The sequence below is a fragment of the Microbacterium sp. X-17 genome (assembly GCF_039615055.1).
On sequence record NZ_JBDHNI010000005.1, the window covers coordinates 80,896 to 99,787 of the forward strand.

Here is an 18,892-nt window from a genome sequence, read left to right on the forward strand (position 1 = left end):
TCCGTTCCGACCATTCTCCCGGATGCGCGGCGTACCATCGCAGCCATGTGGCTCCGACGGGCGTTCTTCGGCTGGCTCACGCCGGCGGCGTTCCTGCTGCCGCTCTGGCTGTTCGTCGGCTGGCTCCTGTTCAACGCCGGCGGGTGGGCGTTCCTCTGGGTGCTGTTCCTGGCGATCCCCTCGGTCTTCGGGGGGCAGTTGATCCTCACGTTGCTGGTCCGTGCCCGCCCCAGTGTGCGCAGCACCCGCGCGGTCTCCTGGTGGGACGTCCTCGGCTTCACGATCTGGCACTGCCTGACGATCTCGCTCGGGTTCTACAACCAGGCCTGGTGGGCGCCGGTCTTCATCCTGACGATGTTCGTCGGCGTGGGCATGATCTGGCTCGAGCTCTGGCAGCTGCTGCGCGAGGTGCGTTCGGCCGGGCGCGTCGTTCTCCGGACCACGGAGGGGGTCGCGTACACACCCCCGCCGCGGCAGGCACCGCCGCCCCCGCCAGACGACATCATCATCATTACGGAGAAGACTCCGCCTCCGGAGTGACCCCCGCGGTTTGTCGCGGGGTGCCGGCGCATGGCAGAATGGTTCTTTGTGCCCTGACCCGGCTCTGCCGCAGGGGAGCCTGTCGCCGATGTGCGACGCGGGGCACGTTCACTCCCTGAACACTTCCCCATTGCGCGAACCGATCTGCGGCGGTCGCAGGAAGAGACGATCATGCAGATCCTCGACGCCGTCGACGCGGCCTCACTCCGTTCCGACATCCCCCCGTTCGCCCCGGGCGACACGGTGAAGGTGCACGTGAACATCACGGAGGGCAGCCGCTCCCGCATCCAGGTCTTCCAGGGCGTCGTGATCGGTCGCTCCGGCGACGGCGTCCGCGAGACGTTCACGGTCCGCAAGATCAGCTTCCAGGTGGGCGTCGAGCGCACCTTCCCGGTGCACAGCCCGATCCTCGACAAGATCGAGGTCGTGACCCGCGGTGACGTCCGCCGCGCCAAGCTCTACTACCTGCGCAACCTCCGTGGCAAGAAGGCCAAGATCAAGGAGAAGCGCGAGAACTGACCTTCTCCGCACGAAGCCCCGCGACGCACGTCGGCGGGGCTTCGTCGTCTCCGGATGTGCGCACGGGACGCTCGCGCGTATGCGAGTCTTGAGGGGTCGTGGGCGGGATGCGCCGCCCACCGAGGGGATGGTCATGACGTCGGAGGACACCACGCGGGATGCACCGGCGGAGCCGGAGCTGACCGCGCCGAGGCGGCGTCGCCGCGGGGGGCTCATCTTCCTCCGTGACGTGCTCATCATCGTGCTCGTCGCGATCCTCGTCTCGTTCCTCGTCAAGACGTTCCTCGTCCGCTCGTTCTACATCCCGTCCGGGTCGATGAAGGACACGCTGCAGATCGACGACCGGATCCTCGTCGACGAGATCACGCCGCGCTTCGGCGGATACGCGCGCGGGGACATCGTGGTGTTCCGCGATCCCGGTGGCTGGCTGGAGGGGGCGCCGGTTCAGAAGTCGGGCGGCCCGATCGCGGATGCCGCGGACTGGTTCCTGAGCCTCGTCGGCCTCTCGGTGTCCGACAGCGACGATCACCTCATCAAGCGCGTCATCGGGGTGCCCGGCGACCACGTCGTGTGCTGCAACCAGCTCGGCCAGATCACGGTCAACGGCACCGCGATCGACGAGTCGTCCTATGTCCTGCTGCCACCGGGGGCACCGGCGTCGAGCATCCCGTTCGACGTCGTCGTGCCGAAGGACTCGCTCTGGGTGCTGGGGGACAACCGGAACAACTCCCAGGATTCGCGCTACCACCAGGATCAGCCGGGCCACGGCTTCGTGCCGATCGCCAACGTGGTCGGTCGCGCGTTCGTGATCACCTGGCCGTTCAGCCGATTCGGTCCCCTCGACTTCCATCACGCGGTGTTCGCGAGCGTTCCGCCCGCCTCGCCATGACCGTGGTGGCTCCGCGCCTGACCCTCGAGCGGCGGCTGCTGCGCGAGACGACCCTCGTGATCGCGTGCGACGAGGTCGGCCGCGGAGCGCTCGCCGGTCCGGTCGCCGTCGGGGCGGTCGTCGTCGACGAGCGCGACGCGCGCCGGCGCGTGCCCGAGGGGCTCCGAGACTCGAAGCTCGTGCCCGAACTGCGGCGGCCCGAGGTCGCGCGGCGGGCGGCGGCCTGGGTCTCGGCGAGCGCGGTGGGCTGGGCGAGCTCGGTCGAGATCGACGAGATCGGGATCATGCGTGCGCTAGGTCTTGCGGCCGTGCGGGCGATCGCCGACCTGGCCGCCCACGGCGTGCCCGTCTCCGACGCCATCGTGATCCTGGACGGGAATCACGACTACATCTCCGCGTCCTCGGCGCGTCCCCTCACGGTGCGGCCCGTCATCAAGGCCGACCGGGACTGCGCGAGCGCGGCCGCGGCATCCGTCATCGCGAAGGTGTCGCGCGATCGCCTGATGCAGTACCTGCACGACGACCTGCCGGAGTACCAGTGGGATCGGAACAAGGGCTACGCGAGCCCCGAGCACCGCGAGGCGATCCGCGCGCGGGGTCTCAGCCCGCACCATCGCGCGTCGTGGTCGATCGCCGACGCGCCCACGTTGTTCTGACCGATTCCCCCGGATGACGGCGTGCTCCTAGGATGGCCTCGATGGATGACGATGTCTTCGAGGACTACGACCGGGAGCTCGAGCTCGCGCTCTACCGCGAGTACCGCGACGTGGTGGGGCAGTTCCAGTTCGTGATCGAGACCGAGCGACGGTTCTATCTCGCGAACGACGTCAACGTCGTGCGCCGGGACACGGAGCACGACTTCTACTTCGAGATCACGATGAACGACGTGTGGGTGTGGGACATCTACCGCGCCGACCGCTTCGTGAAGTCGGTTCGCGTGCTGACGTTCAAGGACGTCAACGTGGAAGAGCTCTCCCGCCGCGACTTCCAGCTTCCCGAGGAGCTCTCGCTCGACAGCTGAGCCCGCCGTCCCGCCCGTGGCCAGATCAGGTGAATACGCGGAGTCAGGACGATTCGCGCGGAGATCCTCCTGATTCAGCGAGATCTCCTGATCCGGCGGGTGATGGTCGATTCCTCCACAGGGGGCAGGTGCGGGGCAGGAGTCCACGGATGCTCCGTGCCGGGCCCGCCGGGTGACGCCCGCGGGCGAGGCTTGCGGGCATGGCGAGGAAAGACGAGCTCGGGCGCGCGGGCGAGGAGCGCGCGGCGCGGTACCTGACGGCCCGCGGCTACCAGGTGCTGGCCCGCAACTGGCGCGGTGACGGCGGTGAGCTCGACGTGGTCGCCGCCCGTGGCGCGGAGCTCGTCGTGATCGAGGTCAAGACGCGCAGCGGGCCGCGCTTCGGGCATCCGCTCGAGGCGATCGACGCGCGCAAGCTGGCACGACTCTGGCGGCTGGCGCTGCAGTGGCGCGCCGCACATCCGGAGCATGCGCGCGGACGTGTTCTCCGCGTGGACGCGATCGCGCTCCTCGGGCGCAACCCCGCCACTGCCGCGCTCGAGCACCTGCAGGACCTGCGATGACCGTCGCGCGGACGTGGGCGGTCGCGCTCACCGGCATCGAGGGGGCGCTGGTCGAGGTGGAAGCCGACCTGTCGCAGCAGACGCCAGGCTTCCAGATCATCGGACTGCCCGACAAGGCTCTGGGGGAGGCTGCTCAGCGCGTGCACAACGCGTGCGCGAACTGCGGGCTGGAGCTGCCGCGGCGCAAGCTCACGGTGAACCTGTCGCCGGCGAGCCTTCCGAAGCACGGATCCGGGTTCGACGTCGCGATCGCGGTCGCGGCGCTCGCGACCGAGCTGGCGCTGGATCAGGAGTCGGTCGGTGCGACGGTCCACCTGGGCGAGCTCGGGCTCGACGGTCGGCTGCGCGCGGTCCCCGGGGTGCTTCCGTCCGTGCTCGCCGCCGCGCGCGCGGGCATCCGGCGCGTCGTGGTGCCGCGCGCGCTCCGCGACGAGGCCGAGCTCGTCGGCGGGGTCCAGGTGCTCGGGGCGACGACGCTGGCGGACGTGCTGCAGTGGCACGGCGCCGACGTCGAGCCCGTCGACCTCCCGCCGCTCGTGCCGCCGCCCGTCGATGAGCCGGCGACGGAACCGATGGATTTGGCCGATGTCGTCGGCCAGGGCGACGCCGTCGACGCGCTCGTCGTCGCGGCGGCGGGCGGCCACCATCTCCTGCTGAGCGGGCCACCCGGCGCGGGCAAGACGATGCTCGCGCGCCGGCTCCCGGGCATCCTGCCTCCGCTCGACGACGCGGCGGCCCTGCGGGTGGCATCGGTGCGCTCGCTCGCCGGGCGGCCCGTGCGTGCGCTCTCGCGCACGCCTCCGTTCGAGGCGCCGCACCACTCGGCGAGCACGGCCGCGCTGGTCGGCGGCGGCTCGCGCGTGGTCCGGCCGGGCGCGATCGCGCGGGCGAGCGACGGCGTGCTGTTCATCGACGAAGCCGGCGAGGTGTCCGGCGCGGCGCTCGACGCCCTGCGGCAGCCGTTGGAGTCGGGCCGGATCGAGATCCACCGGGTCGGCTTCTCGGCCTCCTTCCCGGCGCGGTTCCAGCTCGTGCTGGCGACCAACCCCTGCCCGTGCGGAAACTACGGGGTGCGCGGCGGCGTCTGCGCGTGCCCACCGGCCGCGATCCGCCGGTACCGGGGCCGTTTGTCGGGTCCGCTCCGCGACCGCATCGACATCGAGCTGAACATGCTGCGGGTCGCGGATCCGGGCCTCGGGGCGGGTCCGGTGACCACCTCCGCGGAGGCGCGGGAGCGGGTCCGTGACGCGCGGGACCGGGCGGCGCGGCGGCTGCGGGACGCCCCGTGGCGGATCAACGCCGAGCTTCCCGGGGTGTGGCTCCGGCGGGGGCCGCGGGCGCTGCCGGCGGCCGCGAGGCGTCCGCTCGATGCCGCCCTGCAGCGTGGGGCGCTGACGCTCCGCGGCTACGACCGCGTGCTGCGGGTCGCCTGGTCGGTGGCGGATCTGGCGGGCGTCGACGCTCCGGGGATCGACGAGGTCGGCCGCGCGCTGTATCTGAAGCGCGGGGTGGCGGGGTGAGCCTGCGGCTGTCGGCGTCGCTCGCCGTCGCCCGCCTCCACCGCGTCGTGGACGGGAGCCTCGACGGCGACGCGGCCCTGAGCCGATATGCGCGGGCCGTGTGGAGCGTGCTCGCGGAGCCGGGCGACGGGGTCGCGGGCCGCCTCGTCGCGGCGGTCGGCCCCGTGCGTGCCCTTGAGATCGCGCAGGGCGCGGCGGCACCGCCCGAGACGGATGCCGCGGAGCTCGCGCGGGGGCGGGCGCGCTGGGCGCCACGCCTCGACGACGTCACCGTCGGCGAGGCGTTCGATCAGGCCGGAGCGTCAGGGGTCCGGCTCCTGGTGCCGGAGGACGCGGAGTGGCCGACGGCCCTCGACGACCTCGGTGAGCACGCGCCCGCCTGCCTGTGGCTGCGGGGTGATCCCGCCCGGCTCGCGGATCCGGCGCCCACGGTCGCGATCGTCGGGGCGCGGGCCTCGACCTCGTACGGCGACCATGTCGCCTGGGAGCTCGCGAGCGACCTCGCGGCGGGCGGCGTGACGGTGGTCTCGGGTGCGGCCTATGGCATCGACGGGGCGGCACACCGCGCGGCGCTCGGCGTGGCGGGCGTCACGGTTGCGCTGCTGGCCGGGGGCGTCGACCGGCCGTACCCCGCCGACCACGGGCCGCTGGTCCAGCGGATCACGCAGACCGGGGTCGTCGCAAGCGAGGTGCCCTGCGGAACGTCACCGACGAAGTGGCGCTTCCTGGCGCGCAACCGACTCATCGCGGCTCTCGCGCGGGCCACCGTCGTCGTGGAGGCCGGCTGGCGCAGCGGGTCGCTCAACACCGCCGGTCACGCTGCGACGCTCGGGAGGGCGCTCGGTGCCGTGCCGGGGCCGATCACGAGCGCCGCCTCGGCCGGGTGTCATCGGCTGCTCCGCGAATACGACGCGCAGTGCATCACGGATGCCGACGACGTGCGCGAGCTGCTGGGGATAGAGCCGGCGGCTGCGATCGCGGCGCCCTCCGGTGGCTCGAGCGTCCGCACCCGCGTAGAGGATGCGGTGAGCACTCGCGCGTGGCGCGAGACGGCGGACATCGCGCGCCGGAGCGGTCTGTCCGTCGCCGACGCGCAGGCCGCACTGGGCCTCCTCGAACTGGAGGGCGCGGCGGAGCGCTCCGATCTCGGCTGGCGGTTGCGGCGATGACGGCGGCTGCGTCTTCGGGTACTGCGCCTGTGGCTGTGGCGCCTGCGGCTGCGGCGGCTGCGGTGGCTGCGTCGGCGACGGGGGAGTCCGGGGTGGCCGACCCGCCGACGGCGGCGATCCGACGGCGGTGGGCGAGCGGCATGCTGGGGGCATGCGGATGGACGAGGCAGGGGAGGTGTGGCTCGGGGAGCTCGATCGGGTCCGCCGGCTCTCGCCCGCCACCGTGCGCGCGTACCGGTCCGACCTCGCCGATCTCGCGGCGACCCTCCCGCCTGGTGTCGACGCGGCCGAGGTCGAACTCGAGCAGCTGCGCGAATGGCTGTGGCAGGCGACGAAGCGCGGCGACGCGCGGAGCACGCTCGCCCGGCGGACGGCAGCGGTGCGCGGCTTCTTCGCCTGGGCTCAGGAGCGCGGGATCGTGCCGCTCGACCCAAGCCTGCGGCTGGTGGCGCCCAAGCGCGGGCGCACGCTGCCGAAGGTCGCGACCGCCGACGGGATCCGGGCTCTCCTCGACGAGCTCGCCGTGCGGGCCGAGGACGGGGAGCCCGTGCTCCTCCGGGATCGCGCCGTGCTGGAGCTGCTGTACGGCGCCGCGGTCCGGGTATCGGAGCTGTGCGGCCTCGACGTGGACGACGTCGACCGGGAGCGGCGCACCCTGCGGGTGACGGGAAAGGGCTCCAAGGAACGGGTCGTGCCTTACGGCCTGCCGGCCGAGCGGGCCCTGGACGACTACCTCGCGCGCGGACGCCCTCGGCTCGCCGCCACCACCGCCACCGCCGCCACCACCGCCACCACCACCACCGCCACCACAGGCGCGGGCAGAGGCACCGGCGCGAGCGGCGCCGGCCGCGCGCTCTTCCTCGGCGTCCGCGGCGGGCGGCTCGGTCCCCGCGCCGCGTACGAGCTGGTCTCCCGCCTGCTCGGCCCCGTGGTCGGCGCGGAGACGGTGGGACCCCACGCGCTCCGCCATTCAGCGGCGACGCACCTCCTCGACGGCGGGGCGGATCTCCGCAGCGTGCAGGAGATGCTCGGGCATGCGAGCCTCGGGACCACGCAGATCTACACGCACGTCTCGAGCGAGCGTCTCGCGGCGGCCTACCGCCTCGCGCACCCGCGCGCCTGATCGCGAACGAGACACGCGTCACGGCAGTGGCCCGCAGCAGGGGAGCAGCACCGCGCGCGGGATGCCGCCGAGGAACAGCACCGGATTGACGTACTCCCCGTCGCGGCGGGCACCGAGGTGCAGCTCTCCGCCGGCGACGTGGCCCCCGCTGCCGATCGTGCCGAGCGGCTGGCCGCGCTCGACGCGCGCGCCGACGAGCAGCTCACTCGTCACCGGCTCCAGCGTGGAGACGAGTCCGCCGCCGTGGTCGATCGTCAGGATGCCGCGATCGAACACCCGCCCCGAGTAGGCGATGACCCCCGCATCCGGCGCCCGCACGATCGCGGGGCCGAGCGGCGTCAGGTCGATGCCGCGATGCCCCGGGCCGTACGGGTGCACGGGGGCGAGGTACGGACGGGAGACGCGGGACGCGTCGAGCGGCCACGCCCACGACGGCGTCCCCACGGCGTCCCCGGGGGTCGCCCTCGCGCCGGGCGCCTCGGGGCTGCTCACGGATGCGGCGGCGGGGATCCCGCCCACGGTCAGGGCGAGGGCGACGACGAGCCCGGCGACGCGGATGACACGCTTCATGCTCCCGAGCCTCGCGGCCCGCGCGGGGCGCCCGGCCGGCCGGCCCGGCATCCGTGGACAACGTCCGCGATCGGCGACCCGGGGGAGGGGCCGCGCCGGCACGGCCGCGAGCCGTGCCTGATAGACTCTTGTCCGCACCTCGCTCGTCGGGGTGACTACGCGTGCCCTCAGCGCGATCGCGGTCGCCGTGATCGCGCGGCATCCACCTCCACCGGTCCTTTCCGCACGGAAGGGCGGAGGTGAGCCGGGCACCAGGCTCGCCGGAACGAACGTTCCGCGCGAAAACCGCAAACGGCGCCCCGCGCCAGAAGAGGAGGACGGTCATGGCCGTCGTCACCATTCGCCAGCTGCTCGACAGCGGCGTCCACTTCGGACACCAGACCCGCCGGTGGAACCCGAAAGTCAAGCGCTTCATCCTCACGGAGCGCTCCGGCATCCACATCATCGACCTGCAGCAGTCGCTGACGTACATCGACAAGGCGTACGAGTTCGTCAAGGAGACGGTCGCGCACGGCGGCACGATCCTCTTCGTCGGCACGAAGAAGCAGGCGCAGGAGATCATCGCCGAGCAGGCGACGCGCGTCGGTCAGCCCTACGTCAACCAGCGCTGGCTGGGCGGTCTCCTCACGAACTTCACGACGGTGTCGAAGCGCCTCGCGCGCATGAAGGAGCTCGAGGAGCTCAACTTCGACGACCCGGCGGCGAGCGGCTTCACCAAGAAGGAGCTCCTCCTCAAGCAGCGCGAGCTCGACAAGCTCCACAAGTCGCTCGGCGGCATCCGCAACCTGCAGAAGACCCCGTCGGCGATCTGGGTCGTCGACGCGAAGCGCGAACACCTCGCGGTCGACGAGGCCTCGAAGCTCGGCATCCCGGTCATCGGCATCCTCGACACGAACGCCGACCCGGACGAGTTCCAGTATCCGATCCCCGGCAACGACGACGCGATCCGTTCGGTGAGCCTGCTCACGCGCATCATCGCTGACGCCGCCGCCGAGGGCCTCATCCAGCGCCACCAGCCCGCCGACGAGGCGGAGGCCGCGGAGCCCCTGGCCGAGTGGGAGCGCGAGCTCCTCGAGCAGCCCGGCACCGAGGAGACCCTCACGGGCGCCGACGCCGTCGAGGCCGCCACCGAGTCGGCGGCGGATGTCGCCGGCGCCGAGGCGCACGACGAGGCGATCGCCGCCGCCGCCGGCGTGGACGCCGACGAGCTCGCGGCCGCCGAGGCCGAGTCCAGCGCCACCGAGCCGACCACGGTCGAGCCGAACACGGCCGAGTGATCCCGCGTCTGGAGTAACCCTCCGGACGTCCGCAACGACTACGATCGGCGGGGCCTCGAGGGGCCCCGCCGATCTCACCCCACGACACACAAGGAGCCACCACCCATGGCAAACTTCACGATCGCCGACATCAAGGCGCTGCGCGAGCAGCTCGGCACGGGCATGGTCGACACGAAGAAGGCCCTCGAGGAGGCGGACGGCGACGTCGAGAAGGCCGTCGAGATCCTGCGCCTCAAGGGTGCGAAGGGCAACGCGAAGCGCGCCGACCGCTCCACGAGCGAGGGCCTCGTCGTCGCCCGCGAGCAGGACGGCCGCGTCACCCTCGTCGAGCTGGCGTGCGAGACCGACTTCGTCGCGAAGAACGACCGCTTCATCGCGCTGGCCGACAAGGTCGCGGATGCTGCGGCCGCCGCGTCCGCCGATTCCGTCGAGGCGGCGCTCGCCGCCTCTGCCGGCAGCCAGACGGTCACCGACCTCATCTCGGACGAGGCCGCGATCATCGGCGAGAAGGTCGAGCTGCGCCGCGTCCGCACGCTGGAGGGCGCGCACTTCGAGATCTACCTCCACAAGACCAGCAAGGACCTCCCGCCGCAGATCGGTGTCGTCGTGGCCTACACGGGCGACGACGCGGAGACGGCGCGCTCGATCGCGCAGCACATCTCCTTCGCGAACCCGAGCTACCTCAGCCGCGAGGACGTCCCCGAGGCCGAGGTCGAGAAGGAGCGCCAGATCGTCACCGAGATCTCGCGCAACGAGGGCAAGCCGGAGGCGGCGCTGCCGAAGATCGTCGAGGGCCGCGTCGGCGCGTTCTTCAAGCAGGTGGCCCTGCTCGAGCAGGACTACGCCAAGGACAACAAGCTCTCCGTCGGCAAGGTCGCGAGCGACGCCGGCATCACGATCACCGACTTCGCCCGATTCAAGGTCGGAGCGTAGTTCTCCCGTGAAGAGGCCCGCATCCCCGGATGCGGGCCTCTTCGCACGCCCGTGCGGACGATAGATTGAGCGAAAACACGAGAGGAACCGGATGATCACGGAAACGACGGATCGGAGACGGGTCCTTCTCAAGCTCTCGGGTGAGGCGTTCGGTGGCGGTCAGCTCGGGGTCAACCCGGACATCGTCGGCCAGATCGCCCGGGAGATCGCCGCGGCGGTCGACACGGTCGAGATCGCGGTGGTCGTGGGCGGCGGCAACTTCTTCCGCGGTGCGGAGCTGAGCCAGCGCGGCATGGACCGCGGCCGTGCGGACTACATGGGCATGCTCGGCACCGTCATGAACGCGCTCGCCCTCCAGGACTTCCTCGAGCAGGCCGGTGCCGCGACCCGCGTACAGTCGGCTATCTCGATGACACAGGTCGCGGAGCCGTACATCCCGCGGCGCGCGGAGCGGCACATGGAGAAGGGCCGCGTCGTGATCTTCGGCGCGGGCGCCGGCCTCCCGTACTTCTCCACCGACACGGTGGCGGCACAGCGCGCGCTGGAGATCAAGGCCGACGAAGTGCTCGTCGCGAAGAACGGCGTGGACGGCGTCTACACGGCCGACCCCCGTACCGACCCCACCGCGACGCGGATCGACCGGATCGAGTACATGGAGGCGCTGCAGCGCGGTCTGAAGGTCGTCGACTCGACCGCGTTCAGCCTCTGCATGGACAACCGCATGGACATGCGCGTGTTCGGCATGGAGCCCGAGGGCAACGTCACGCGCGCCCTCCTCGGCGAGTCCATCGGCACGCTCGTCACCGTCGACGCCTGAGTCGCCCGGTTCCCGGGAGATCCCCGGACTAGACTGAAATATCCGCTTCACACGAATGGAGTCCCCGTGATCGCCGACGTCATGGCCGATGCAGGTTCGCGCATGGACCGGGCGGTGGAGGCCGCGAAGGAGGACTTCGCGACGGTGCGCACCGGGCGGGCGAACCCGCAGCTGTTCCAGAAAGTGATGATCGACTACTACGGCTCGCCGACGCCGCTCGCACAGCTGGCCTCGATCAACAGCCCCGAGGCGCGCACGCTTCTCGTAACCCCCTACGACAAGTCGTCGCTGAAGTCGATCGAGCAGGCGATCCGCGACATCCCGAACCTTGGGGCGAACCCGACCAACGACGGCAACCTCGTCCGCATCACGATGCCCGAGCTCACGGAGGAGCGCCGCAAGGAGTACGTGAAGCTCGTGCGCGGTAAGGGCGAGGACGCGAAGGTCCACGTCCGCGGCATCCGCCGGAAGGCGAAGGACGACCTCGACAAGCTCGCGAGCGACATCGGCGAGGACGAGCTGGCCCGCGCCGAGAAGGAACTGGACGCGCTGACCCGCGCGCACGTCGACGCGATCGACGAGGCGCTCAAGCGCAAAGAGGCCGAGCTCCTCGAGGTCTGATCCTCATGACCGACCCGGGGGAGGAGCGGACGCCGGAGCCGCAGGACGACGATGCGACGGCGCCGATCCCGCCGTCCCCGCCGCACGGCCAGCCGTCGTCGTCGTTCCAGGGGCACATGCGCGCGGCGCGGTCGGAGTTCGACCACCAGGTCGAGCTCGCGCGCGCGGGCTTCGAGGAGACGAACGCGCGCATCCGGGAGCGCACCGGCCGTGACCTCATCCTCGCGATCCTGATCGGACTCGCCGTCGGCGTGATCGTGTTCGTGTCGATCGTGTTCGCGAACTGGCCGTTCGTCGTGCTCGTGACCGGGGTGGGTCTGCTGGGCGTCTTCGAGCTGAGCCGGGCGCTTCAGTCGGCCGGGCGCCGGGTGGATGTCGTGCCGCAGCTCATCGGCGGCCTGCTCGTGCTGCTGTCGAGCTACTTCTTCGGCGGCTGGCAGCACTGGGTCGCGCTGTTCGTGTCGGTCTGCTTCGTGATCGTGTGGCGGCTCATCGCACAGATGGCCGCGCGCGACGGGCGCGTCTACCTCGACGTCGTCGGGGATGCCCTCACGGCGGGCTTCGTGCAGATCTACGTCCCCTTCCTCGCGAGCATGGCGCTGGTCCTCCTCCGTCAGCCGGACGGCACGTGGTGGGTGCTCGCGTTCCTCATCGTCGTGATCGCGGTCGACACCGGCGCATATGTCACGGGCCTCACCCTCGGACGGCATCCGATGGCGCCGCGCGTGAGCCCCAAGAAGACGTGGGAAGGCTTCGCCGGCGCCGTCGTCGCGGCTGTCGCGGCGGGCATCCTGCTCGCCTGGCTGATGCTGGGTCTGCCGTGGTGGACGGGTATCGTGTTCGGGCTGGCGCTTCTGCTGACCGCGACCGTCGGGGATCTCGGCGAGTCGATGATCAAGCGGGATCTCGGCATCAAGGACATGAGCTCGTGGCTGCCCGGCCACGGAGGCGTGCTCGACCGACTCGACTCCATTCTGCCGTCCGCCGTGGCGGCCCTCGCCCTCTATTACCTGCTCTCCCCGCTGGCGGTGTGACATGACGATCTCCGAGCCCACCGCGGCCGCGCCGCGGCCCGCGAGCCCGTTCCCGGTCGCGACCGGACGTGCGCGCGGCTATGACCGCGCCGCGGTCGACGCGTTCCTCGCGCGCGCCCGTGCGTCGTTCGAGGGCGACTCCGATGCGCCGCCGCTCCAGGCGGGCGACGTCCGCGAGGCCGCCTTCCCGCTCGTGCGGCGCGGCTACGTCGTCGAGTCCGTCGACGCGGCGCTCGCCCGCATCGAGGACGCGTTCGCGGAGCGTGAGCGCGCTCACGCCCTTGGCCGCGTCGGCGCCGGCGTATGGGTCGAGCAGACCCGCGAGGCGGCGCAGACGATCCTCGACCGGCTCACCCGCCCGAAGGGCCACCGCTTCGCCCGCACGGGCATCATGCGCTACGGATACCGCGTGGACGAGGTCGATCTGGTCACCGACCGGATCGCCCGGTTCCTCTCCGCGGGCGACTCCGTGACGGTCGAGCAGGTGCGCTCGGTCGCCTTCCGCATGCAGCGCGGCGGCTACAGCGAGGTCCAGGTCGACGCCGTCCTGGACGCCGTGGTCGAGGTGATGCTCGCGGTCGGCTGATCGCGACATGACGGCGAATCCGTGCGCCGGATGGCAGGTTCCGGAGCCTCGTGGCTAGACTCGTGACATTGTGACTTCCCGCGCAGAGCTGATTCCCGCAGCATCCCGCTCGATGAACACACGGCCCCGCCCGTCCTGGACGCGCCGTCGCAGCACCCTCGGGGTGTTCGCGGCACTCGCCGCCGTCGGCTTCCTCGGCGCCTACGCCGGCCCCGCGAGCATCGCCCTGGCGGCCCCGCGACCGGTCATGGACGAGCCCGGCACGACCTCCTACGCGGCCGCCGTCGGCGATCCGCAGAGCCTCGTCGTCTCCAGCAGCGGCGCCGGAACGGGCGCGGCGCTCACGCGCAGCTCGTACACCGTGTACGAGACGCCGAAGCCGACGCCCACGCAGACCGCATCCCAGGCCTCAGCGTCCAGCGGATCCGGCTCGGGAGGCGCGCCCCGTTACAGCGGAGGCGGCGCGCCGGCGGAGTGGATGACGGCGGCCGGTATCGCGGAGAGCGACTGGGGCTACGTCAACTACATCGTGAGCCACGAGAGCGGCTGGAATCCGAACGCGACGAGCAGCAACGGCTATTGCGGTCTCGTGCAGACGGAGTGCGGCAAGCTGGGCGCCGGTACCTACGATCCCGTTGCCAATCTGTCGTGGGGCACCGGCTACGCGAATGGTCGATACGGCAGCTGGGCGGGGGCCTACGACTTCTGGGCCAGCCACGGCTGGTGGTAGGTCGACCCCTCACCATGCCGCGTTCCCGCAAGCGGCGGCCCCAGCCGTCCGGAGACGACTCGTTCGAGCGGCTTCTCGCGGGGTGGAAGCGCACCGAGACCAAGCGCGGCACGACGTGGACCGTGCAGCCGATCTCCGAGTCGCAGGCGCAGAAGGCGTACACGTGCCCCGGGTGCGGCGGCACGATCGACCCCGGCGTCGCGCACGTCGTCGTGTGGCGCGCAGACGGCGTGCTGGGGGATGCCGCCGATCTCGCCGCCCGGCGCCACTGGCATACGCGCTGCTGGAGGATTCGCTGATGGAAGGGCGTGTGTGGTGACGATGGAAGGCCGTGTGCGGTGACGATGGAAATAAGAGGCCCCGTCGAGCTGCCCGCCCGCCGCGAGGACATCGAGCTGGTCACCGCCGACGGACTCACCCTCGTCGGGGAACTGGCACTGCCGCTCGAGCGCGACCCGGTCGCGACGCTGCTGACGCTGCATCCGCTGCCGACAGCGGGCGGCTTCATGGACTCGCACATCCTCCGGAAGGCCGCGGCGCGGCTGCCCGCGCTCGCCGATCTCGCGGTGCTGCGGTTCAACACGCGCGGCACGAGCTCGCCGCGGGGGACGAGCGACGGCGCGTTCGACGAGGGTCGTGCCGAGGCGCTGGATCTCGCCGCGGCGGTCGCGTTCGTCCGCGAGCGCGGCCTGCCTGTGCCGTGGCTGCTCGGCTGGTCGTTCGGGACCGAGCTGGCGCTCAAGTACGGTCGCGAGCACGACATTGCGGGCGCCATCCTGCTGTCGCCGCCCCTGCACCGGACCACGCCCGACGAACTGGCGGCGTGGGCGAGCGATGGTCGTCCCGTGATCGCCCTCGTGCCCGAGCTCGACGACTATCTGCGTCCGCCGGAGGCCGCCGAGCGCTTCGCGGCGGTCCCGCAGGCGCGGCTCGTCGCCGTCCAGAACGGCCGGCACCTGTGGGTGGGCGAGACGCAGACGCGTCGCGTCCTCGACGAGATCGTCGCGGTCGTGAACCCCGCCGCCCTGCCCCTCCCCACGGAGTGGGACGGGGCTAGCGTGCGTTCATCCGCGGAATGACGACCTGCCGGTAGAGGATCAGGATGCTCGCCGCGACGGGGATCGCGATGAGCGCGCCCAGCAGCCCGAGGAGCGAGCCGCCGGCGAGCGCCGCGATCACGACGACGGCTCCGGGAACAGCGACCGCGCGGCTCATGATGCGCGGCGAGATCACGTACGCCTCGACCTGCATGTAGATCAGGTAGTAGATCGCCGCGATGAGCGCGGTCGTCGGGGACCCGAGACCGGGGATCAGGCACGTGAGCACGATGATGACGGAGCCGGTCAGGGTGCCGACGAGCGGGATGAGCGAGAAGACGAACGCGACGACGGCGAGCACGGCCGGGAACGGCGCGCCGATGATCGACAGGAAGATCGCGCTCAGGACGCCGTTGATGAGCCCGAGGCTCAGCTGGCCGATGACGTAGTAGCCGACCGAGTCGACGATCTGCTCGGCGAGGTCGATGAACCGGGGCCGCTTGGACGCGGGCACCAGCTGGTAGACCGCGGCCTTCAGGGACGGCGTGGATGCCGTGAAGTAGATCGTCAGGATCAGCACGATGAACGCGCCGAACAGGCCGCCGACGACGGCGATCCCGGCGTTGATGACGCCGCTGGTGATCGAGCCCCAGTTCTCCAGCAGCCACGTCTGCGCGTTGGAGACCGTGTCGTCGATGAACGACGGCTGGAGCGCGGGGAAGAGCGAGTGCGTCCAGTTCCGGAAGTCGTCGATCGACGGCGAGTTCTGCAGATAGCCCGTGATCTCGGTGACGAGCTGGCCGATCTGCCCGACGATGACCGGCATGATGATCAGCACGATCCCGGCGAAGACGCCCAGCACGATGAGGATCGTGACGAGCACGGCCGCCCACCGCGGCAGTCGGCGCTTCACGAGCCAGCCGACGATCGGCTCCAGGCCCAGCGAGAGGAACAGCGCCGTACCGACGTAGAGGAGGATCGTGGAGAGCGTGGTGATGCTCGTGATGAGCATGATGCCGAGGCCCACCCCGAGCGTCGCGACGAATGCGACGCGGAACGGGTTCTGAATCTTCACAGCGCCATCCTCTCGTGACGTCTCTCTGGGCTCTCCCAGGGCGCTCCGATAGTCTGAAATGTCGAGTGTACGGTCCGGGCTGTCCGATCCCGGCTCCGGGAGGTTATTCGTGCGTTTCGTCTGGGCCGTCCTGGCCTTCATCGTCGCCGCGGTCATGATCGGTGCGGGCATCGCCCAACGCACCATCTTCCAAGGACCACCGACGCAGTCCGCACAGATCGAGACCGCCAGCGCCACCGCGGCGTACACGGTCATCGACGGTGCCGTCCTGACCCAGCACCCCGGCGCCCAGACGCTGGCCGTCCGGGGGACCGGCACGGTCTTCGCGGCCTACGGGCGCACCGCGGACGTCGACGCGTGGGTCGCCGACGTCCCGCACACCGCGATCGGCGTGGACGGCTCGGGTGCGGTCACCTCGACCTTGGTCGCCCCCACCGCGAGTACCACGCAGACGCCCGCGAAGCAGGCGCCGTCCGGCTCCGACCTGTGGGTGCAGGAGTTCACCGGCACGAGCGGGAACCTCAGCATCCCGATGCAGGTCCCGGCGTCCATGAGCGTCGTCGTCGCGTCCGACGGCACGGCGCCGGCTCCCGCGACGGTGACGGTCACGTGGCCCGCCGACAACGCGACGCCGTGGGCCGGCCCACTGTTCCTCCTCGGCGGCCTGTTCCTGATCGGCGGCGTGGTGCTGTACATCCTCGGCATCCGGCATGCGCGCCGTTCGCGCGGCCCCCGTCGCAAGGGACCGCCGCCGCTGCCGAAGACGGAGCCGATCTCGATCGCGGCCGCGGATGACGAGGCGGCCGGCGACGAGGCCAAGGGCGTCGTCTCGACGACGCCCAGCCGGCGGTCGCTGAGCTCGCGCCGCTCCCTGCTCGCGGTCCCGGTGCTGATCGCCGCATCCGCGGTCGCCCTGACGGGGTGCTCCGCGGAGGTCTGGCCGCAGTTCGGCGCGGCCAGCGTGACGCCGTCGCCGACGGCATCCGTGATCGACGCGGAGAGCCAGCAGGCCCCGGCCGTCACGGAGGCCCAGGCGCAGGACGTCCTCGCGCGCATCGCGAAGACCGTCGCCGACGCCGACAGCTCGCGCGGCGCCGATACGGCCGCGACGCGCCTGGCCGGAGCGATGCTCGCGGAGCGGCAGACGAACTACACGCTGCGCGGCGCGGTGCCGGACGCGGCGGCGCTCCCGCCGATCGCGACGACCCCGCTGTCGGTGGTGCTCCCGCAGGCGTACAGCGGATGGCCCCGCACGGTCATGCTGGTGGTCGGGGACGCCAACGCCACCAACCCGCCGCCGACGATCATGATGATGACCCAGGCGGACCCGTGGTCGAACTACAAGCTCGACTACGCCGCGGGCATCGAGGCGGGCACGCAGCTGCCCGGCGTCGCGCCCGTGTACGTGGGTGCGAAGGCCGTGCCGCCGGACTCCACGTTCCTCCTCATCCCGCCGGGTCAGCTGGCGGCCGCCTACTCGGACGTCATCAACAACGGCGCGAACAGCAAGTTCGCGACCCTGTTCGACGACCAGTCCGACCAGTTCCGCCCGATGGTGGCGGCCGACCGGCAGAAGCGCCTGAACGAGTTCAACGCCACCGGCGCGAACACCGGGAACCTGTCGTTCTCCTCGGCGGCCGGCTCGCAGAGCCCGCTCGCGCTCGCGACCCTCGAGAGCGGGGCGATCGTCGCCGTGAACGTCAACGAGATCGACACGGTCAAGCCCACCGATGCGGCCGCGGTCATCAAGCTCGACAACAACCCGACCGTGAAGGCGCTCGCCGGCGCGGACCAGTCGCAGTCCGGCTTCACGACGACGTTCAGCGACCAGCTGTTCTTCTACGTGCCCGGTCAGGGGTCGAACGAGAAGATCCAGCTGCTCGGGTACTCGTCCAACATCCTCGGAGCTAAGGTGATCCAGTGAGCCAGCCTGCCCCGGGCGCCGTCATGCGCGGTGCCGTCGACCTGTCCGCTCTCCGCAACCGCCCGCCCGTGCCCGCCGACGGCGAGGCGCCGGCGCCCGTCGGCACCGTGCCGTCGCTCGTGCTGGACGTGACGGACGACACGTTCGCGAGCGTGCTGGAGTTCTCGCGCGTCGTGCCCGTCGTCGTGGACCTGTGGGCGGAGTGGTGCGGGCCGTGCAAGCAGCTGAGCCCGATCCTCGAGCGGGTCGTGCGCGAGCTCGACGGTCGCGTCATCCTCGCGAAGGTCGACGTCGACGCGAATCCGCAGCTGTCGCAGACGTTCCGTGCGCAGTCGATCCCGATGGTGGTCGCCCTCGTCGCCGGTCAGGCGGTGCCGCTGTTCACGGGCGCCGTGCCCGAGCAGCAGGTGCGCGAGGTGTTCGCGCAGCTCCTCCAGCTCGCCGCGCAGAACGGCGTCGCCGGCCGCGTCGCGGTGTCCGGGGAAGAGGCGCCGGCCGAGGATGCTGCTGACGAGGAGCCGCCGCTGCCGCCGCTCCATGCCGAGGCGTTCGCGGCGATCGAGGAGGGCGACTACGCCCGCGCCCAGCGCGCGTACGAGCAGGCGCTCGCCGAGAACCCGCGCGATGAGGACGCGCGCGCCGGCCTCGGCCAGGTGCGCCTCCTCGCCCGTCTGCAAGACGCGGATGCCGCCGCGGTGCGCGCTGCTGCGGCGGAGGGCCCGACCGATGTCGACGCCCAGCTCGCGGTCGCCGACCTGGATCTCGCGGGCGGCCACATCGACGACGCCTTCGACCGGCTGCTCGAGCTCTTCGCGGCGCTGCCCGCGGATGCCCGGGGCCCGGTCCGCGACCGGCTCCTGGAGCTGTTCGGGCTCGTCGGCGACGCCGACCCCCGCGTCCTCTCGGCCCGGCGCCGCCTGGCCTCGCTCCTCTTCTAGCCCGGC

General features: G+C 71.6%; 22 protein-coding genes. 20 read left to right on the forward strand and 2 right to left on the reverse strand.

Annotated features, from left to right (window positions below; all coding sequences use genetic code 11):
• The first annotated feature begins 45 nt into the window (after window positions 1-45).
• The 9 genes from ABCS02_RS23290 to ABCS02_RS23330 all read left to right on the forward strand — a co-directional run bounded on the left by ABCS02_RS23290 (window position 46) and on the right by ABCS02_RS23330 (window position 7,344).
• A complete protein-coding gene (locus ABCS02_RS23290; RefSeq protein ID WP_345838085.1) occupies window positions 46-540 on the forward strand; it encodes an MFS transporter permease in 495 nt (164 codons plus the stop codon).
• A gap of 171 nt (window positions 541-711) precedes the next feature.
• Entirely contained in the window at window positions 712-1,059 is a 348-nt protein-coding gene (gene rplS / locus ABCS02_RS23295; RefSeq protein WP_345838086.1) for a 50S ribosomal protein L19, read from the forward strand.
• 133 nt (window positions 1,060-1,192) lie between these two features.
• Window positions 1,193-1,948, forward strand: a complete 756-nt coding sequence (lepB, locus tag ABCS02_RS23300; RefSeq protein ID WP_345838087.1) for a signal peptidase I — start codon at window positions 1,193-1,195, stop codon at window positions 1,946-1,948.
• Window positions 1,945-2,604, forward strand: a complete 660-nt coding sequence (locus ABCS02_RS23305) for a ribonuclease HII (protein ID WP_345838088.1) — start codon at window positions 1,945-1,947, stop codon at window positions 2,602-2,604. Before lepB ends, ABCS02_RS23305 begins: the two co-directional genes overlap by 4 nt.
• 41 nt (window positions 2,605-2,645) lie before the next feature.
• On the forward strand, window positions 2,646-2,969 hold the full coding sequence (locus ABCS02_RS23310; RefSeq protein ID WP_345838089.1) for a DUF2469 family protein: 324 nt from the start codon (window positions 2,646-2,648) through the stop codon (window positions 2,967-2,969).
• 200 nt (window positions 2,970-3,169) lie between these two features.
• Window positions 3,170-3,532: a YraN family protein gene (locus ABCS02_RS23315; RefSeq protein ID WP_345838090.1), complete on the forward strand. Its 363-nt coding sequence runs from the start codon at window positions 3,170-3,172 to the stop codon at window positions 3,530-3,532.
• Entirely contained in the window at window positions 3,529-5,052 is a 1,524-nt protein-coding gene (locus ABCS02_RS23320; RefSeq protein ID WP_345838091.1) for a YifB family Mg chelatase-like AAA ATPase, read from the forward strand. The genes ABCS02_RS23315 and ABCS02_RS23320 overlap by 4 nt, the downstream gene beginning before the upstream one ends.
• A complete protein-coding gene (gene dprA / locus ABCS02_RS23325) occupies window positions 5,049-6,221 on the forward strand; it encodes a DNA-processing protein DprA (protein ID WP_345838092.1) in 1,173 nt (390 codons plus the stop codon). Before ABCS02_RS23320 ends, dprA begins: the two co-directional genes overlap by 4 nt.
• A 151-nt stretch (window positions 6,222-6,372) precedes the next feature.
• Window positions 6,373-7,344 carry a tyrosine recombinase XerC gene (locus ABCS02_RS23330; protein ID WP_345838093.1) on the forward strand — a complete coding sequence of 324 codons (972 nt, stop codon included), beginning with the start codon at window positions 6,373-6,375 and terminating at the stop codon, window positions 7,342-7,344.
• A gap of 18 nt (window positions 7,345-7,362) precedes the next feature.
• Here ABCS02_RS23330 and ABCS02_RS23335 read toward each other — a convergent pair whose 3' ends face one another.
• Window positions 7,363-7,914, reverse strand: coding sequence for a M23 family metallopeptidase (locus ABCS02_RS23335; RefSeq protein ID WP_345838094.1), 552 nt, complete (start codon window positions 7,912-7,914; stop codon window positions 7,363-7,365).
• A 323-nt stretch (window positions 7,915-8,237) separates the two neighbouring features.
• Here ABCS02_RS23335 and rpsB point away from each other — a divergent pair, with 323 nt between their 5' ends.
• The 9 genes from rpsB (at window position 8,238) to ABCS02_RS23380 (ending at window position 14,991) form a co-directional block, all read left to right on the forward strand.
• Window positions 8,238-9,191 (forward strand): 30S ribosomal protein S2, encoded by a 954-nt coding sequence (gene rpsB, locus ABCS02_RS23340; RefSeq protein ID WP_345838095.1) that lies wholly within the window; start codon window positions 8,238-8,240, stop codon window positions 9,189-9,191.
• A gap of 105 nt (window positions 9,192-9,296) precedes the next feature.
• On the forward strand, window positions 9,297-10,124 hold the full coding sequence (gene tsf, locus ABCS02_RS23345; protein WP_345838096.1) for a translation elongation factor Ts: 828 nt from the start codon (window positions 9,297-9,299) through the stop codon (window positions 10,122-10,124).
• 91 nt (window positions 10,125-10,215) lie between these two features.
• On the forward strand, window positions 10,216-10,941 hold the full coding sequence (gene pyrH / locus ABCS02_RS23350; protein ID WP_345838097.1) for a UMP kinase: 726 nt from the start codon (window positions 10,216-10,218) through the stop codon (window positions 10,939-10,941).
• A gap of 66 nt (window positions 10,942-11,007) precedes the next feature.
• Entirely contained in the window at window positions 11,008-11,562 is a 555-nt protein-coding gene (gene frr / locus ABCS02_RS23355) for a ribosome recycling factor (protein ID WP_345838098.1), read from the forward strand.
• A 5-nt stretch (window positions 11,563-11,567) separates the two neighbouring features.
• Entirely contained in the window at window positions 11,568-12,596 is a 1,029-nt protein-coding gene (locus tag ABCS02_RS23360; protein WP_345838099.1) for a phosphatidate cytidylyltransferase, read from the forward strand.
• A gap of 1 nt (window position 12,597) precedes the next feature.
• On the forward strand, window positions 12,598-13,182 hold the full coding sequence (locus ABCS02_RS23365) for a DivIVA domain-containing protein (RefSeq protein WP_345838100.1): 585 nt from the start codon (window positions 12,598-12,600) through the stop codon (window positions 13,180-13,182).
• Window positions 13,183-13,294: 112 nt separating this feature from the next.
• Window positions 13,295-13,912 carry a transglycosylase SLT domain-containing protein gene (locus ABCS02_RS23370; RefSeq protein ID WP_345838101.1) on the forward strand — a complete coding sequence of 206 codons (618 nt, stop codon included), beginning with the start codon at window positions 13,295-13,297 and terminating at the stop codon, window positions 13,910-13,912.
• Window positions 13,913-13,926: 14 nt separating this feature from the next.
• A complete protein-coding gene (locus ABCS02_RS23375; protein WP_345838102.1) occupies window positions 13,927-14,211 on the forward strand; it encodes a hypothetical protein in 285 nt (94 codons plus the stop codon).
• A gap of 45 nt (window positions 14,212-14,256) precedes the next feature.
• A complete protein-coding gene (locus ABCS02_RS23380; protein ID WP_345838593.1) occupies window positions 14,257-14,991 on the forward strand; it encodes an alpha/beta hydrolase in 735 nt (244 codons plus the stop codon).
• Here ABCS02_RS23380 and ABCS02_RS23385 read toward each other — a convergent pair.
• The gene (locus ABCS02_RS23385) at window positions 14,966-16,024 is read right to left on the reverse strand and encodes an AI-2E family transporter (protein ID WP_345838103.1); all 1,059 of its coding nucleotides are present in this window, start codon (window positions 16,022-16,024) and stop codon (window positions 14,966-14,968) included. The two genes, ABCS02_RS23380 and ABCS02_RS23385, sit on opposite strands and share 26 nt — an antisense overlap.
• Before the next feature lie 109 nt (window positions 16,025-16,133).
• Here ABCS02_RS23385 and ABCS02_RS23390 point away from each other — a divergent pair, with 109 nt between their 5' ends.
• Together ABCS02_RS23390 and ABCS02_RS23395 are read left to right on the forward strand one after the other, a co-directional pair.
• Entirely contained in the window at window positions 16,134-17,948 is a 1,815-nt protein-coding gene (locus ABCS02_RS23390; RefSeq protein ID WP_345838104.1) for a glycosyl transferase, read from the forward strand.
• The gene (locus tag ABCS02_RS23395; RefSeq protein WP_345838105.1) at window positions 17,945-18,886 is read left to right on the forward strand and encodes a tetratricopeptide repeat protein; all 942 of its coding nucleotides are present in this window, start codon (window positions 17,945-17,947) and stop codon (window positions 18,884-18,886) included. The genes ABCS02_RS23390 and ABCS02_RS23395 overlap by 4 nt, the downstream gene beginning before the upstream one ends.
• Window positions 18,887-18,892 lie beyond the last annotated feature (6 nt).